Source organism: Janibacter sp. Soil728 (assembly GCF_001428305.1).
Lineage (GTDB): Bacteria > Actinomycetota > Actinomycetes > Actinomycetales > Dermatophilaceae > Janibacter.
Map to the genome: position 1 here is coordinate 418755 of NZ_LMRZ01000004.1, position 13620 is coordinate 432374.

Here is a 13620-nt window from a genome sequence, read left to right on the forward strand (position 1 = left end):
GGACGACCAGCAGTGACTCGCCACCCTCGTCGGCTCCGGGCCGAGTCGGGGGCGGTGACGCTGGAGGGCGCCATCATGGCGCCGGTCGTCATCCTGGCGACGATGATCATCGTCCAGGCAGCGTGCTATTTCATGGCCAACACGACGGCCACCAACGCCGCTCAGATCTCGGCAGAGATGGCGCGGGTGCGCGGGGCGACGGACACGGACGGGGTGCAGGCCGGTCGTGACTACCTGGCCGACATCGACGCGATGTCGCAGGCGACGATCAGCGTCACCCGGTCCGGAGGCAGGGTCACTGCGACGGTGACGGCACCGGCGCCGTCCATCGTGCCGATTGTCCCGATGCCCGACGTGCGGTCCGAGATCAACGTCCCGGTGGAGCGGGTGACCCGTCAATGAGGCGTGGGGACGATGGCAGCATCACCCTCGAGATGGCCATCTGTGCACCGGTCCTCGTGGGCATGCTCGTCCTCGTGGGCATTTTCGGACGCACCGCCATGGCCAACTCGCACGTCGACGGCGCAGCCTTCAGCGCAGCGCGCGCCGCGTCGATCGAGCGCACCGGAGGTGCGGCACAGACCGCCGGTGAAGCGGCGGCGCGCGACTATCTCGACCAGCAAGGACTCTCCTGCGCCGACATCAGCGTGTCCGTCGACACGAGCGGGTTCTCCGCACCCGTGGGGACGTCGAGCCAGGTGAGCGCCGAGGTGTCCTGCCAGGTGCCGCTGTCCGATCTGGCTGCCCTCGTCCCGATGCAGGACCGGACGTACACAGGCGTGGCGGTCAGTCCCATCGACCGTTACCGAGGAAGGTGATCGCGGTGTCGCACATCTCCAGACGTCTCGCGGACGAGAGCGCCTACGTGGCCGTGTGGACCGTCGTCATCGGCAGCGCCCTCATGCTGGCCGGGGGAGTTGTCTACGACTCCGCGGACAAGGCCAACGAGGCCCGTCGCGTGACCATGGTGGCCAACGAGGCCGGCCGGGCCGCGGCCCAGGAAGTCGGTTCCGGTGTCATCGCCGGGTCCTCGGCCGATGTGGACCCAATCAGAGCGGCGCAGGCCGCTCGTGAGTACCTCGCTGCCACGGGTATCGATGGAGACGTGAGCGTCAGTGGCAACCAGGTGACGGTGACGACCTCCCAGCGGTGGGCGCCCAAGATCATGCCCGTCCTCCAGCCCGACACCCTGACCGCGACGACTGTGGTCGACCTGGAGAGGGTCGATCCGGGGACCGCGCCGTGACCCCGGCGCCTCAGCAGTCCAGCGGCCGGGTGCTGCTGCGAGGGTTTGTCGCGCTTGTGGGGATCCTGCTGATCGTCGTCGGGCTGCCCGCCGCGCTCGTGGTGCTCGGGGGCAACCCCCTTCCGGCCGAGATCCCGTCGCTGAGCGAGGTGGGGGACGCGCTCACCCGCCCTGATGACGGCACCCTGCTCATCGCCATCATCACGGTCGTCGGCTGGCTCGTGTGGGCCTCCCTCGCGCTGTCCTTCCTCGTGGAGATCCCCGCCGCCATCCGCGGTGTCCCCGCACCGCGGCTGCCCGGTCTGTCATGGCAGCAGGGGCGCGCTGCCGCCATGACAGGCGCCGTGGTCGCCATGCTCGCCATCGGCGCGGTGGGCGGCGCGACCCCGGCCAACGCCCTGACGCAGGACATGGGCACCGGCAGCGCGACGCCGGCCACCGCCCTGGCGCAGGACATGGGCTCGAGCCCGTCAGCGGGCGGCGACAGCGCCGGGCCCTCCGCCTCGGGAGCAGCCGAAGGACACGTGGTCACGGTGCGGACGGGTGACACCCTCTGGGACATCGCCGATCGAGAGCTCGGTGACGGTCAGCGCTATCCCGAGCTCCTCGCCTCGTCGGCGGGTCTGCCGCAGCCCGACGGGGGAGTGTTGTCGTCAGCAGACGACATCCGTCTCGGGTGGCTGGTGATGATCCCGACAGCGACGCACACACCAGTCGTGCCCGTCGCTCTCTCGCCCGCCGCAGTCCAGCTCGACGAGATGATGAGCAACGATGGTGGAGCAGCGCCGTCGGCCGCGGACGTTGTCGCCCCGGCACCGGCACCGGCCCCGGTCGCGCCGGCAGCCGGCTGGGCAGCCGGGTCGGTCGCCGCCGCCCCGGATGCCCCTGTGCACGAGGTCACCGAGACTGATCGTCAGGGGCCTGCGGCCACCACCGGCCTGGGGCTCGTGGCAGGTGCCGGTCTCTTGGCCTTCGTCGAGGCTCGTCGCCGAAGGCAGCGCAGGGGACGTCGGCCCGGATGGCGCCTTGTGCTGCCGTCGGACGCCGCGACCCGCACCGAGTGGTGGTTGAGGGGTGCCTCTGACGTGCCGGGCCATGCCGACCTCGACGCGGCCCTGTCAGACCTCGCGGCCCGATGTACCCCAGCGGCTCTGCCCTCGCTGCGCGCGGCTCGTCTCGGTGATGCCGAGATCGAGGTCTATGTCGTGGAGGAGCACCTGGAGCTCCCCGCTCCCTGGATCTCCGCAGGCGGTGGCACGTGGGTCCTCGACCGCCGTCAGGTGCCCGCTCGCGACCGGGTGCTCCGCACGCAGTGGCCGGCCCTGGTCACGATCGGCGAGGACGAGGCCGGTGCCCGGATCTTCGTCAACCTCGAGGAGGTCGGAGCCCTTGAGCTGCACGGCCGTGCCCAGGAGACGGAGGCGGTCCTCACTGCACTCGCCGTCGACCTGGCGACCTCTGAGCACGTCCGCCACCGGGTCACGGTCGTGGGCGCCCTGCCCGACCTCGTGGAGGCGGTGGACGACCCACTCGTCACCCACAGCCCCGACGTGGCAGACGTCCTCGCTCGGCTCGAGCGTCAGGTGGGAGACGGCGGGCTCGACACCGAGATCCTGCTCATCGCCTCGACACTCGGCCGCGACGAGATCCAGCGACTGCGTGCGCTGCTCGCCGGCTCGCGAGGAGGCGCTTTGTCGGTCGTCTCCACCTCCCGCGGGCTGGCCGACTGGTCGATGGTGGTCGAGGCGCGTCACGAAGGCCTGTCTGCCGTCCTGGCGCCGGTGGGGATGTCCCTGCGGCCCGCAGCCGTGACCCGCCCGGGATATGACGAGCTCCTCGAGCTCCTGAGGTCGACCTCCCAGCCGACGGTCCCCGGTCCGGCCTGGACCGCTGGCTCCGACCACGACCCGTTGACGATCGCCACCGTGCCCCGGCGCCGTTTCCCGCCGGGTACGGGGGCCGACCGAGCCAGCGGCCCGACCTCACAGACCGACGAGGCTGCGCAGGTGCGCGTCCTCGGACCACTTCAGGTGACCGGACCGGGACAGCTCCCTGCTGACGAACCACTGGCGGCCGAGCTGGCGACCCTGCTGTCCCTGCACCCCGGATCTGATGCCACGGGCCTCGCCGCAGCTCTCGGTCTGCCGCCGCTGGCCGTCCCGGTGGCGCTCCAGCACGTCGACCGTTGGCTCGGCTCGGGTGGAGCCCCGGGGGTGGGCGAGGTCGACGGCCGCTACAGCCTCACCGGACCGCTGGTCGACTGGCAGCAGCTGCGGTCCCTCGTGGGGCCGGCGGTCGCGACTGCTGACTCCGCCAGCGTGCGCGCTGCACTGATGCTCGTGCGGGGCTCACCTCTCGACGGTGTGCCCCGGCACCGCTACGGCTGGGCCGCGTCCGACCGAGCGGAGATCTGCGCGGCTGTCGCGGACATCGCGCACGAGCTGGCCCAGCGGTCATTGCGTGAGGGCGACCCCGACGGTGCGACCTGGGCGGCACGCAAGGGTCTGCTCGCCGAGCCCGTGAGCGAGACCCTCTGGCGCGACGCCCTCCACGCCTCGTGGCAGAGCGAGCAGGTGGAGCAGGCCCGCGACACCGCCGAGAGCGCTCGCCGGACTCTGGGGCACCTGGGATCGCTCGAGACGGACACGACCATCGTCGTCGACCGGCTGGCGACCACCGGGTCGGCAGAGGACGCGCAGACCCTGCGGCCGCGGGCCTAACGCGCCGAGGTCACACGGGTGTCACGAGCGTGCAGCGAAGCGGCATATCCTGCAGGCGGCCATTTACCCCCTTCGTCCCCCTGAGGCCCCGAGCAGCTGATGATCCGTTTCGAGAACGTCACCAAGAGGTATCCCAACCAGAACCGTCCCGCGCTCGACGGGATCGACCTCAACATCGATCGCGGAGAGTTCGCCTTCATCGTCGGGGCATCCGGCTCGGGCAAGTCGACCTTGGTCCGCCTGACCATCCGCGAGGAGATCGTCAGCTCCGGCCGCCTGCTGGTCGGGGGCCACGACCTGCGCAAGATGCCTCAGCGCAAGGTGCCGCAGCTGCGTCGCCAGGTGGGCACGATCTTCCAGGACTTCCGCCTGCTGCCCAACAAGACGGTTCAGCAAAATGTCGCGTACGCGCTGCAGGTCATCGGCCGCCCGCGTCGCGCCATCCGTGCCCTCGTGCCCGAGACCCTCGAGCTCGTCGGCCTGGCAGGGATGGAGAAGCGGATGCCGCACGAGCTGTCCGGTGGTGAGCAGCAGCGGGTCGCGATCGCTCGCGCAGTGGTCAACAAGCCGCCGGTGCTGCTCGCCGATGAACCCACGGGCAACCTCGACCCCGCGACCAGCCTCGACATCGTCCACCTGCTGCGCCGCATCCACGACTCCGGCACCACGATCGTCATGGCCACCCACGACAATGTCATCGTCGATGAGCTCAAGAAGCGCGTCATCGAGCTCGAGCACGGCCACATCGTGCGCGACGAGGAAGGCGGCAGCTACGTGCCCAAGGCCGTCGACAATCGTGATCTCGACGAGCTCGAGGCTGAGCGCGACGACGACCTCGACGAAGGGAGCACGGTCCCGCCCCAGGACCGCCCCATCGGTGAGGTGCATGCACTGGACGAATGGGACGACGACGCTGAGGACCTGCTGCGATGAAGCCTTCCGTCTTCGCCGATGCCTGGGAGGGCCTGCGGCGCAACAAGTCGATCGCCGTCTCGGTGATCCTCGTGACGATGATCTCCCTGTACCTGCTCGGTGTGGGCCTGCTCGCGCAGCGTCAGGTCGACCAGATGAAGGGCTACTGGTACGACCGCGTCCAGGTCTCCATCTACATGTGCACCGATGGCGCGCTGCAGCCCAACTGCACCGGTGAGGCTGCCACCCAGGACCAGAAGGACTCCGTCGCGGCCCAGCTGAAGGACATGGAGCCGCTCGTCAAGGACGTCTACTACGAGTCCGAGAAGGAAGCCTTCGACCGCTTCAAGAAGGACTACAAGAACTCTCCGCTGGCCAGCAACATCAGCGTCGGTGACATCCCGCCGAGCTACCGGGTGCAGCTGTCCGACCCCGAGCAGTTCGAGACCGTCGCCTCCGCCTTCGAGGGCGCGCCCGGCGTCGCGAGCGTGCCCAACCTGCGTCAGGTCTTCGCGCCGCTCTTCCGCGCGATCAACATCGTCACCGGCGTGATGATCGGGCTCGCCGTCCTCACCCTCGTGTCCGCTGTGCTGCTCATGGCCACGACGATCCGCCAAGCCGCCTTCACCCGTCGGCGGGAGATCGCGATCATGAAGCTCGTGGGAGCGTCCAACCGGACGATCCGCACCCCCTTCATCATCGAGACCATCGCCTCGGGGGTCATCGGGGCGGTGATGGCGGTCGGCCTGCTGTGGGTTACGGCGTGGGCTCTTTTCGACAAGTACCTGCTGCACACGCAAGGGGCGGGCAGTGGTTACATCTCCACGGCAGACGTGTGGATCATCGCCCCCTTCCTGCTCGTCGGCGTCGTCGTCCTCGCCATCGGGACCTCGACCGTGACCCTCTGGCGCTACCTGCGCGTCTGACGAGGCACGCCGCGCCGGTCAGGGTCCTGTCGCGATGAAGGTTTCGTGGCTACCGTGGTCCACGATGCAGCGCACCTCCCCTCCTCAGGCTTCTCGTCGTACCCGTGCACTCACGGGAGCGGCGCTCTCGCTGTGCCTGCTCGCGGGTGCCGGTCATGCCTTCGCGACGACGCCTGACCCGCAGACGCAGAAGGGTCAGGTCGACCAGGACCTCAAGGACGCCCGGGGAGACCTGCACGACACCTCCAAGGAGCTGGTCGCGGCCTACGACAAGCTCGCCTCCACCCGAAAGAAGCTCCCGGGCGCCCGCAGTGCTGCTGCGGCGGCAGAGCGGGCAGAGACCACGGCGAAGGGGGAGTACGACGATGCCGTCGCCGCCTACGACCTGGCCAAGGCCAACGAGGACAAGGCCGAGAAGCAGCTGAAGACGACCAGCTCGAAGATCACGTCCTCGCGTCGAGCTGTCGCCGGTTTCGCGGGGCAGCTCTACCAGCAGCAGGGGATGGGCACCTTGGCCGTGGCCGTGGGGACCGAGACCCCCGCTGCCTTCATCGACAAGATGATCATGGCGGAGTCGGCCGGTGACACGCAGACGTCAGCTCTTGAGGAGCTGAGCACCTCTCGGGCCAACCTCGTCTCCACCGGGGACCGGCTCAAGGCACTGCGCAACAAGACCAGCGCGGCCAAGACCACCAAGCAGACCAAGCTCACGGCAGCGACGGATGCCAGCACCAAGGCAGACGCGAAGAAGGCCGATCTGGAGACGCTCGAGAGCGACCAGAAGCGCCAGTCGGCCAAGCTGAGCCGAGAGAAGAAGAAGGACAAGAAGCGGGTCGACAGCCTGCAAGCCCAGTCCGACAAGCTGACCAAGGTCCTTCAGGAGCGCGCCCGCAAGGCCCGCGTCCGCGAGGCAGCCATCAAGAAGGCCCGAGAGGCGCAGGAGAAGCGGGAAGCGGACGCTCGCGCTCGCGCTGCCCGCTCGACCCCGTCGCGGAATGCCCCGACAGCCAGCGTGCGTTCCGACCCCAACCCGCCGGCGCCCAGGAGCAGCGGCGTCCTGCAGGCCCCGAGCACTGCGCCGGTCAGCTCGGAGTTCGGGTTGCGGTTCCATCCGATCCACCACACTTGGCGGCTGCACGCCGGGCGCGACTACGCCGGCAGCTGCGGCAGCCCGGTCTACGCCGCCACCGGTGGCACGATCATCTCGGCTCTGCCGCCAGGATCCACCGGTGGCTACGGCAACCAGATCGTCATCGACCACGGCGTCAAGCGCGGAAGCTCGCTGGCCACGACCTACAACCACCTGCAGTCCTTCGCGGTGCGCAGCGGTCATGTCTCGCGCGGTCAGGTCATCGGTTACGTGGGCACCACAGGCAGCTCCACCGGTTGTCACCTGCACTTCGAGACCCGACAGAACGGCACCCCGGTCGACCCGCGAGGCTGGCTCTGAGCCGTCGCCTGCGACAAACCGGCGGGACCTTGGCCGGGGTCACGGGGTACCGTGGCCCGTCAGCACGTCGGACCCGCGAAGGGGGAGCACCATGGCCAAGAAGACCACCCAGGGCGAGCTCGTCGTCGCGCGCAACCGCAAGGCCCGCCACGACTACCTCATCGAGGACACCTACGAGGCCGGACTGGCGCTCATGGGGACCGAGGTCAAGGCCCTGCGCATGGGTCGAGCCAGCCTGACCGACGGCTTCGCGATCTTCTACGGAGACGAGCTCTACCTCGAGGGAGTCCACATCCCCGAGTACGTGCAGGGCACGTGGACCAACCACACGCCGCGTCGCCGCCGCAAGCTGTTGCTCCACCGCTCGGAGCTCGACAAGATGGCGGTCAAGGTCCAGGGGAGTGGCCGCACGATCGTGCCGCTCTCGCTGTACTTCAAGAACGGCCGCGCCAAGGTGGAGATCGCTGTGGCGACCGGTAAGCGCGAGTACGACAAGCGGCACGCTCTGCGTGAGCGTCAGGACCGTCGGGAGACTGACCGGGCCATCTTCGGTCGCGGGCGCGAGTAGTCCCGGGAATGCGTTTGTCCCTTCGCGCTGTTGAGGGGATACTGAGAGCACAACTGAACAGCGTGACGTGTCCATCCCATGGGGGTGATCGGTTTCGACATTGGCCGGTCCTTCAGGGGAAGCGGGTCGAGGATGCACGGTTATCTCGTTAACGCTCCGTGCAAACTAATAGGTGCCGATTCCAATCGCACCGACTTCGCCCTCGCCGCCTGAGCGAGCCTGAAGTCCGTTGGCCTAGGTTTGATCTCGACCTAGATCCCAGCGTCAGCTAGAGATCTTGCTGCGTCGTCATGTCGGGGGACGGCGCGGGACTCTTACTCGACTGGGCCTGTCGGGGGACGTGTGCGCGCGAGCCCCGGGGCCGAGAAAATCCATAGCGCACTGCACCCGGAGAAGTCCTGTTCGTCTGTCAGTGGACGCGGGTTCGATTCCCGCCACCTCCACCATCTTGGGCACGTCACGCGCAGTCCCGTGCTTCGCATGCTCAGCACGGGACGTGATCTACATGCAGCACGACGAAGGGCGGGACCGTTGCGGTCCCGCCCTTCGTCGCTGTGCGTGTGAATCAGAGGATCACTTGAAGGCGTCCTTGACGTTTTCGCCGGCCGCCTTCAGGTTGCCCTTGGTCTCCTGGCCCTTGCCCTCAGCCTGGAGCTCCTCGTTGTCGGTCGCCTCGCCAGCGGCGCCCTTGGCCTTGCCGGCCATCTGGTCCTTCGCGTTCTCGATCTTGTCGCCGATACCCATGGAGTCCTCCTGTTGGTGGGTGGTCCTCCACGCAACCACAGGTCGAACCCGGGCGCCACCCCTCGACGTGATGACGGGCGAAGGGGGATCAGCCAGCGGACTCGCTGGCGGCCACCTGCGCCTTGACCTCATCCATGTCGACGGCCTCGACCGCGTCCAGCAGCTGCTCGAACTGCGCCTTGGGCAGGGCGCCAGCGCTCTGGTGCAGGAGGATGCCGTCCCGGAAGGCCATGAGGGTGGGCACGGACGAGACATTGGCCAGCGAGGCCAGGTCAGGGTTGTCGTCGATGTCGACCTTGGCGAAGGTGACGTCTTCTCGGCTGTCCGCGGCGGCCTCGAAGACCGGGGCGAACTGGCGGCACGGTCCGCACCAGCTGGCCCAGAAGTCCACGATGACCGTTCCCTCGCCGGTGACGGCGGAGCGGAAGCTGTCTAGATCGAGGTCGGTGATCTTGCTCATGAACTCAACTGTAGGCCGAGACACGCACGAAAGCCCAAGGGCGGTGTGTTGTGCTGGCTCGGTGCCCGCCCTGACGACCCGCAGTTTGATGGTTCCCGCAGCGTTGACGGTGGCTGTCGTCGTGCAGCTGGTCGTCCTCTACGCGCCCGATGCTCCCGGTCCGCCATCGCCGATTCCCCACAGCGACAAGGTGATTCACGCGCTCGTCTTCGCCCTCCCGGTGCTCGTCGCCGGTCTGGGTGGGCGTGTGTGGTGGCCTGCCGCGGCGGTCCTGTGCGCGGTGCATGCGCCTGTGAGCGAGGTCATCCAGCACGTGGCGCTTCCGCACCGATCGGGGGACTCGTGGGACGTCCTGGCCGATCTGGTCGGTGTCGGGCTGTCGTCAATAGGGGTACTATTAGTGGTTCGGCGACTCCGGCGTCGCCGAACTTAGAAACTCGCACGTCGCTTCCGACCTGAGATGTCGCCCGCGCCCTTGTGTGCGGGTTTACCCATTTCAGAGACGAACGAAGGATCACCTGTGCCTGCGAAGAAGAAGCCCCGTTGGACGACCGCCCAGAAGAACACGGCGAAGTCCACGCCCAAGGGCCCCAAGAAGGCCCACCACCGGGGCCAGGCGCCCACTGACGCACCCCCGCGCTCCAAGGACCGCTGGCGCGACCGCGAGGACGCGACCGGTGGCGAGCGGCCCAAGCGCGTGCGTCGTGACGGCACAGAGGACCGCGGTCAGCGGACCTGGGAGCGGCGCGAGGACCGCGGCGGTTACCAGGGGCAGCGTCCCGACAGCCGTGGCGATGACCGCCGTGGTGGGTACCAGGGGCAGCGTCCCGACAGCCGTGGCGATGACCGTCGCGGTGGGTACCAGGGGCAGCGTCCCGACAGCCGTGGCGATGACCGTCGCGGTGGGTACCAGGGGCAGCGTCCCGACAGCCGTGGCGATGAGCGTCGTGGTGGGTACCAGCGCCGCGATGACCGGAGCGATGACCGTGGTGGGTACCAGGGGCAGCGTCCCGACAGCCGTGGCGATGACCGTCGTGGCGGTTACCAGGGGCAGCGTCCCGACAGCCGTGGCGATGACCGTCGCGGTGGGTACCAGCGCCGCGATGACCGGAGCGATGACCGCGGCGGTTACCAGGGGCAGCGTCCCGACAGCCGTGGCGATGACCGTCGCGGCGGGTACCAGCGCCGCGATGACCGGAGCGACGAGCGGGGCGCCTACCAGCGCCGTGACGAGCGTCGGGGCGGGGTCGAGCGCCGCTCGGGCTCGGACGACCGCCGTCGGGGCCCGGCCCCTCGTTTTGACCGGGAGCAGACCGGTGGTCGGCCGGCCCGTTGGCAGCGCGACGGTGACGACGCCCGCAGGGGTTCGGCGCCGCGCTTCGAGCGCGAGCAGAACCGCCGCGGTTTCGCCCCTCGTCACGACCAGACCGAGGACCCTGAGGCGCTGCGTCAGGAGGCCGACACCTGGACCTCCTCCGCCCGCACCTCCGCGAGCGGCCCGGTAGAGGTCGGGCAGGACAACGGCTTCGCCGCACTCGGTGTGCCGGAGGTGCTCGTCGAGCGACTGGCCCGCGACGGCATCACCGCCCCCTTCGCCATCCAGGAAGCAGCCCTGCCCGACGCGCTCGCCGGAAAGGACGTGCTCGGTCGCGGCCAGACCGGCTCCGGCAAGACGCTGGCCTTCGGCCTGCCGATGCTGGCCCGCCTCTCCGGTGGTCGTGCCCGCAGCCGCAAGCCGCGTGCGCTCATCCTGGTCCCGACTCGTGAGCTGGCGATGCAGGTGAGCGACTCCCTGGAGCCGCTCGTCCACGTCTGCGGCCTGCGGATCAAGCTCGTCGCAGGTGGGCTGTCCTACACCGGCCAGACCGCCGCGCTCGACAAGGGCGTCGACGTCCTCGTCGCGACCCCGGGTCGCCTCGTCGACCTGCTCGATCGCGGCGCGCTCACCCTCGACGAGGTCGAGGTGGCCGTCCTCGACGAGGCCGACCACATGGCCGACATGGGCTTCCTGCCCTCCGTCACCCGGATCCTCGATGACTGCGCCCCCGGCGGGCAGCGACTGCTCTTCTCTGCGACGCTCGACCGTGGTGTGTCTGACCTCGTCGATCGCTACCTGACCGACCCGGTCACGCACAACACCAACGACGTCGGCGCCAGCGTCACGACGATGGACCACCACCTGCTCCTCATCGAGCCGCAGCTGAAGAAGCAGATGACCGCCAAGATCGCGGCCCGCCCCGGCCGCACGGTGATCTTCGCGCGGACCAAGCTCGGCTGTGAGCGCATCGCTGGCCAGCTGCGTGAGGAGGGCATCGCCGCGGCGCCGCTGCACGGTGGTCTGACCCAGTCCTCGCGCAACAAGACGATCGGTGCCTTCCGCACCGGGACCCTCCCGGTGCTCGTCGCGACCGACGTCGCTGCGCGTGGCATCCACGTCGACAACGTCACGCTCGTCATGCAGGTCGACCCGCCGGCCGACCACAAGGACTACCTCCACCGCGCCGGCCGCACCGCTCGCGCGGGGGAGAAGGGGAGCGTCGTCACCCTCGTCCTGCCGCACCAGCGCAAGGACGTCACCCGCATGGCCGCCCAGGCCGGACTCGAGGCGCGGCCGATCCAGACCGCTCTGGACGCCGAGGTCCTCACGGACATCGGGGCCACCGAGCCCACCGGCCAGCCGATCTCGGATGCGGACTTCCGCAAGCTCGTCGACCCTCGGCCGGCTCGTCGCCACTCGGGCACCGGCGGCCCTCGCGGCGCCCGTGACCACCGCGGCGGCAACCGTGGCGGCGGTCGGCAGGGTGGCTACCGAGGTCGCTCCCGCGACTAAGGTCTGAGCATGGACACCTCGCTCGCCGGTCAACTCCTCGTGGCGACACCAGACCTCACGGACGACCTCTTCGCCCGCAGTGTGGTCCTGGTGCTGCAGCACGACGAGACGACCGCCGAGGGGGTCATCCTCAACAAGCCCCTCGAGACGTCCGTCGACGAGGTGCTGCCCGGCTGGCAAGCGGGGTCGAGCCTGCCGCAGCGTGTCTTCCAGGGCGGCCCGGTGCAGATCGACTCCGCGATCGGGCTCGCGGGCCTGCCCGGAGACGCCGACGAGCCGCCGGGGGTCAAGAGACTCTTCGGTGCCATCTCGCTGGTCGATCTGGACTCACCGCAGGAGATCATCTGGCCGCAGGTGAGCTCCCTGCGGATCTTTGCCGGCTATGCCGGGTGGAGCGCTGAGCAGCTCGCCGACGAGCGGGCCAACGGTGGTTGGTATGTCGTCGACAGCGAGGTGGGCGACATCTTCGACGAGGACCCGGCCACGCTGTGGCGTCGCGTCCTGCGCCGTCAGAGCGGGTCCTTGGGCTGGGTCTCGACCTATCCGGTGGACCCTGACCTCAACTGACCCGGGATGTCTACGATGGTGACCATGAGCACGCCTGCCGACCCGACCCAGCCCGGTTCCCCCGTCACGGAGCCCGGTGGCCCCTCGACGTCGACGGCGGTGCTCGAGCGCACCGAACCGACGCCTCACCTGGTCGAGCCCGGGGACCACGAGCGGTTCAGCCACTATGTCCGCAAGGAAAAGATCCTCGAGAGCGCGCTGTCCGGCGAGCCGGTCAAGGCGCTGTGCGGCAAGACCTGGATCCCGGGGCGCGATCCGGAGAAGTTCCCCGTGTGCCCGATCTGCAAGGAGATCTACGACGGGCTGCGGGCCCCGCAGGACGGCGACGGGGACGAGGGCTGACGCTCGGATGACGTCCTTCTACCGTCAGCTCGACGAGCGCACCTTCGACTCCCTTCCCTCGACTGCCGGTCCGTGGAGCCCTCACGCTCAGCACGCCGGCCCACCGGCCGCTCTGCTGGCCCGCGCGATGGAGCGGCACGAACCGGCTCCCGGCGCTCGTCTGGCCGATGTGCGGCTCGACATCCTGGGGCCCATCCCCGTGGCTCCGCTCACGATCGAGACCGAGGTACTGCGAGGCGGTCGCTCGATGCAGCTCCTGCAGGCCACGGCCAGCGTCGACGGCCGTCGCGCGGCCATCGCTCGGGCATGGCGGATCATGCGGGCACCGGAGGACTTCCCACAGCTGGTCGGACGTCGTCCGGAGACGGTGGAGCCGGTGCCCGAGGCGAGCGGTACTGGCCACCTGCGGATGCCCGGAGCGCACGAGGACGGGTACCTCAAGGCCATCGAGTGGCGAGTCGTGTCCGGGGGCGTGGGCACCGGTGGTGTCACGTTGGCGTGGGGCCGGCAGCTCGTGCCCCTCGTCGAGGGCGAGGAGCCGACCGGCTGGCAGCGCGCCCTCGTGCTGGCTGACTCCGGGGGCGGCATCACCCTGACGCTCGACCCGCGGCGACACACCTACATCAACTGCGACCTGCACGTGGCCCTCGACCGCGACCCCGAGGGGGAGTGGATCCGGATGGACTCGCAGGCGCTGGCCAGCCCGGGCCATGGCGGCACCGTGCGCACGACGCTCGCCGATGTCCGCGGCGAGCTGGGCACCGGCCTGCAGACCATGGTGGCCATGGACGCGCAGTCCTGATCGGGGAGATCAGCGGCCGAACGGGTCGTCATTCGGTCCTGTCACCGTGGCGA

The 13620-nt window shown here is 69.4% G+C and carries 15 protein-coding genes and 1 other RNA gene; 14 read left to right on the top strand and 2 right to left on the bottom strand.

The features are described 5' to 3' along the window. The first annotated feature begins 12 nt into the window (after positions 1-12). From ASG73_RS08770 to ssrA, 9 genes are all read left to right on the top strand, one after another. Positions 13-402 carry a TadE/TadG family type IV pilus assembly protein gene (locus ASG73_RS08770; protein ID WP_055993605.1) on the top strand — a complete coding sequence of 130 codons (390 nt, stop codon included), beginning with the start codon at positions 13-15 and terminating at the stop codon, positions 400-402. Further along, on the top strand, positions 399-818 hold the full coding sequence (locus tag ASG73_RS08775) for a TadE/TadG family type IV pilus assembly protein (RefSeq protein ID WP_055993608.1): 420 nt from the start codon (positions 399-401) through the stop codon (positions 816-818). Before ASG73_RS08770 ends, ASG73_RS08775 begins: the two co-directional genes overlap by 4 nt. Positions 819-823: 5 nt before the next feature. Continuing rightward, positions 824-1246 carry a hypothetical protein gene (locus ASG73_RS08780; RefSeq protein ID WP_156466222.1) on the top strand — a complete coding sequence of 141 codons (423 nt, stop codon included), beginning with the start codon at positions 824-826 and terminating at the stop codon, positions 1244-1246. Then, complete coding sequence (locus tag ASG73_RS08785) at positions 1243-3966, top strand: BTAD domain-containing putative transcriptional regulator (RefSeq protein ID WP_055993613.1); 2724 nt, start codon at positions 1243-1245, stop codon at positions 3964-3966. The genes ASG73_RS08780 and ASG73_RS08785 overlap by 4 nt, the downstream gene beginning before the upstream one ends. Before the next feature lie 99 nt (positions 3967-4065). After that, positions 4066-4899: a cell division ATP-binding protein FtsE gene (gene ftsE / locus ASG73_RS08790; protein ID WP_055993616.1), complete on the top strand. Its 834-nt coding sequence runs from the start codon at positions 4066-4068 to the stop codon at positions 4897-4899. After that, entirely contained in the window at positions 4896-5804 is a 909-nt protein-coding gene (gene ftsX, locus ASG73_RS08795) for a permease-like cell division protein FtsX (RefSeq protein WP_055993619.1), read from the top strand. Before ftsE ends, ftsX begins: the two co-directional genes overlap by 4 nt. A 64-nt stretch (positions 5805-5868) precedes the next feature. Then, positions 5869-7254 carry a peptidoglycan DD-metalloendopeptidase family protein gene (locus ASG73_RS08800; protein WP_055993621.1) on the top strand — a complete coding sequence of 462 codons (1386 nt, stop codon included), beginning with the start codon at positions 5869-5871 and terminating at the stop codon, positions 7252-7254. 91 nt (positions 7255-7345) lie between these two features. Further along, on the top strand, positions 7346-7822 hold the full coding sequence (gene smpB / locus ASG73_RS08805) for an SsrA-binding protein SmpB (RefSeq protein ID WP_055993624.1): 477 nt from the start codon (positions 7346-7348) through the stop codon (positions 7820-7822). Positions 7823-7902: 80 nt separating this feature from the next. Further along, positions 7903-8268: a transfer-messenger RNA gene (gene ssrA / locus ASG73_RS17560) on the top strand. Between the two features lie 127 nt (positions 8269-8395). Here ssrA and ASG73_RS08810 read toward each other — a convergent pair. After that, positions 8396-8566, bottom strand: a complete 171-nt coding sequence (locus ASG73_RS08810) for a CsbD family protein (protein ID WP_055993625.1) — start codon at positions 8564-8566, stop codon at positions 8396-8398. 88 nt (positions 8567-8654) lie between these two features. Continuing rightward, entirely contained in the window at positions 8655-9026 is a 372-nt protein-coding gene (trxA, locus tag ASG73_RS08815) for a thioredoxin (protein ID WP_055993628.1), read from the bottom strand. Positions 9027-9087: 61 nt separating this feature from the next. On the opposite strand from trxA, the gene ASG73_RS08820 reads away from it, so the two are divergent. From ASG73_RS08820 to ASG73_RS08840, 5 genes are all read left to right on the top strand, one after another. After that, a complete protein-coding gene (locus tag ASG73_RS08820) occupies positions 9088-9459 on the top strand; it encodes a VanZ family protein (RefSeq protein ID WP_235499401.1) in 372 nt (123 codons plus the stop codon). 87 nt (positions 9460-9546) lie between these two features. Next, positions 9547-11856: a DEAD/DEAH box helicase gene (locus tag ASG73_RS18385; protein ID WP_055993631.1), complete on the top strand. Its 2310-nt coding sequence runs from the start codon at positions 9547-9549 to the stop codon at positions 11854-11856. A gap of 9 nt (positions 11857-11865) precedes the next feature. After that, a complete protein-coding gene (locus tag ASG73_RS08830; RefSeq protein ID WP_055993632.1) occupies positions 11866-12423 on the top strand; it encodes a YqgE/AlgH family protein in 558 nt (185 codons plus the stop codon). Between the two features lie 24 nt (positions 12424-12447). Continuing rightward, positions 12448-12765 carry a DUF3039 domain-containing protein gene (locus ASG73_RS08835; RefSeq protein WP_055994494.1) on the top strand — a complete coding sequence of 106 codons (318 nt, stop codon included), beginning with the start codon at positions 12448-12450 and terminating at the stop codon, positions 12763-12765. A gap of 7 nt (positions 12766-12772) precedes the next feature. Further along, a complete protein-coding gene (locus ASG73_RS08840) occupies positions 12773-13567 on the top strand; it encodes a thioesterase family protein (RefSeq protein ID WP_055993634.1) in 795 nt (264 codons plus the stop codon). The last annotated feature ends 53 nt before the right edge of the window (positions 13568-13620 follow it).

What these genes read in the sequence shown, in the direction of transcription:
- smpB (WP_055993624.1), top strand. Translation starts at nt 7,346, where the DNA reads ATGGCCAAGAAGACCACCCAGGGCGAGCTCGTCGTCGCGCGCAACCGC.
- ASG73_RS08775 (WP_055993608.1), top strand. Translation starts at nt 399, where the DNA reads ATGAGGCGTGGGGACGATGGCAGCATCACCCTCGAGATGGCCATCTGT.
- ASG73_RS08810 (WP_055993625.1), bottom strand. Translation starts at nt 8,566, where the DNA reads ATGGGTATCGGCGACAAGATCGAGAACGCGAAGGACCAGATGGCCGGC.
- trxA (WP_055993628.1), bottom strand. Translation starts at nt 9,026, where the DNA reads ATGAGCAAGATCACCGACCTCGATCTAGACAGCTTCCGCTCCGCCGTC.
- ASG73_RS08830 (WP_055993632.1), top strand. Translation starts at nt 11,866, where the DNA reads ATGGACACCTCGCTCGCCGGTCAACTCCTCGTGGCGACACCAGACCTC.
- ASG73_RS08835 (WP_055994494.1), top strand. Translation starts at nt 12,448, where the DNA reads ATGAGCACGCCTGCCGACCCGACCCAGCCCGGTTCCCCCGTCACGGAG.
- ASG73_RS08800 (WP_055993621.1), top strand. Translation starts at nt 5,869, where the DNA reads ATGCAGCGCACCTCCCCTCCTCAGGCTTCTCGTCGTACCCGTGCACTC.
- ftsE (WP_055993616.1), top strand. Translation starts at nt 4,066, where the DNA reads ATGATCCGTTTCGAGAACGTCACCAAGAGGTATCCCAACCAGAACCGT.
- ftsX (WP_055993619.1), top strand. Translation starts at nt 4,896, where the DNA reads ATGAAGCCTTCCGTCTTCGCCGATGCCTGGGAGGGCCTGCGGCGCAAC.
- ASG73_RS08840 (WP_055993634.1), top strand. Translation starts at nt 12,773, where the DNA reads ATGACGTCCTTCTACCGTCAGCTCGACGAGCGCACCTTCGACTCCCTT.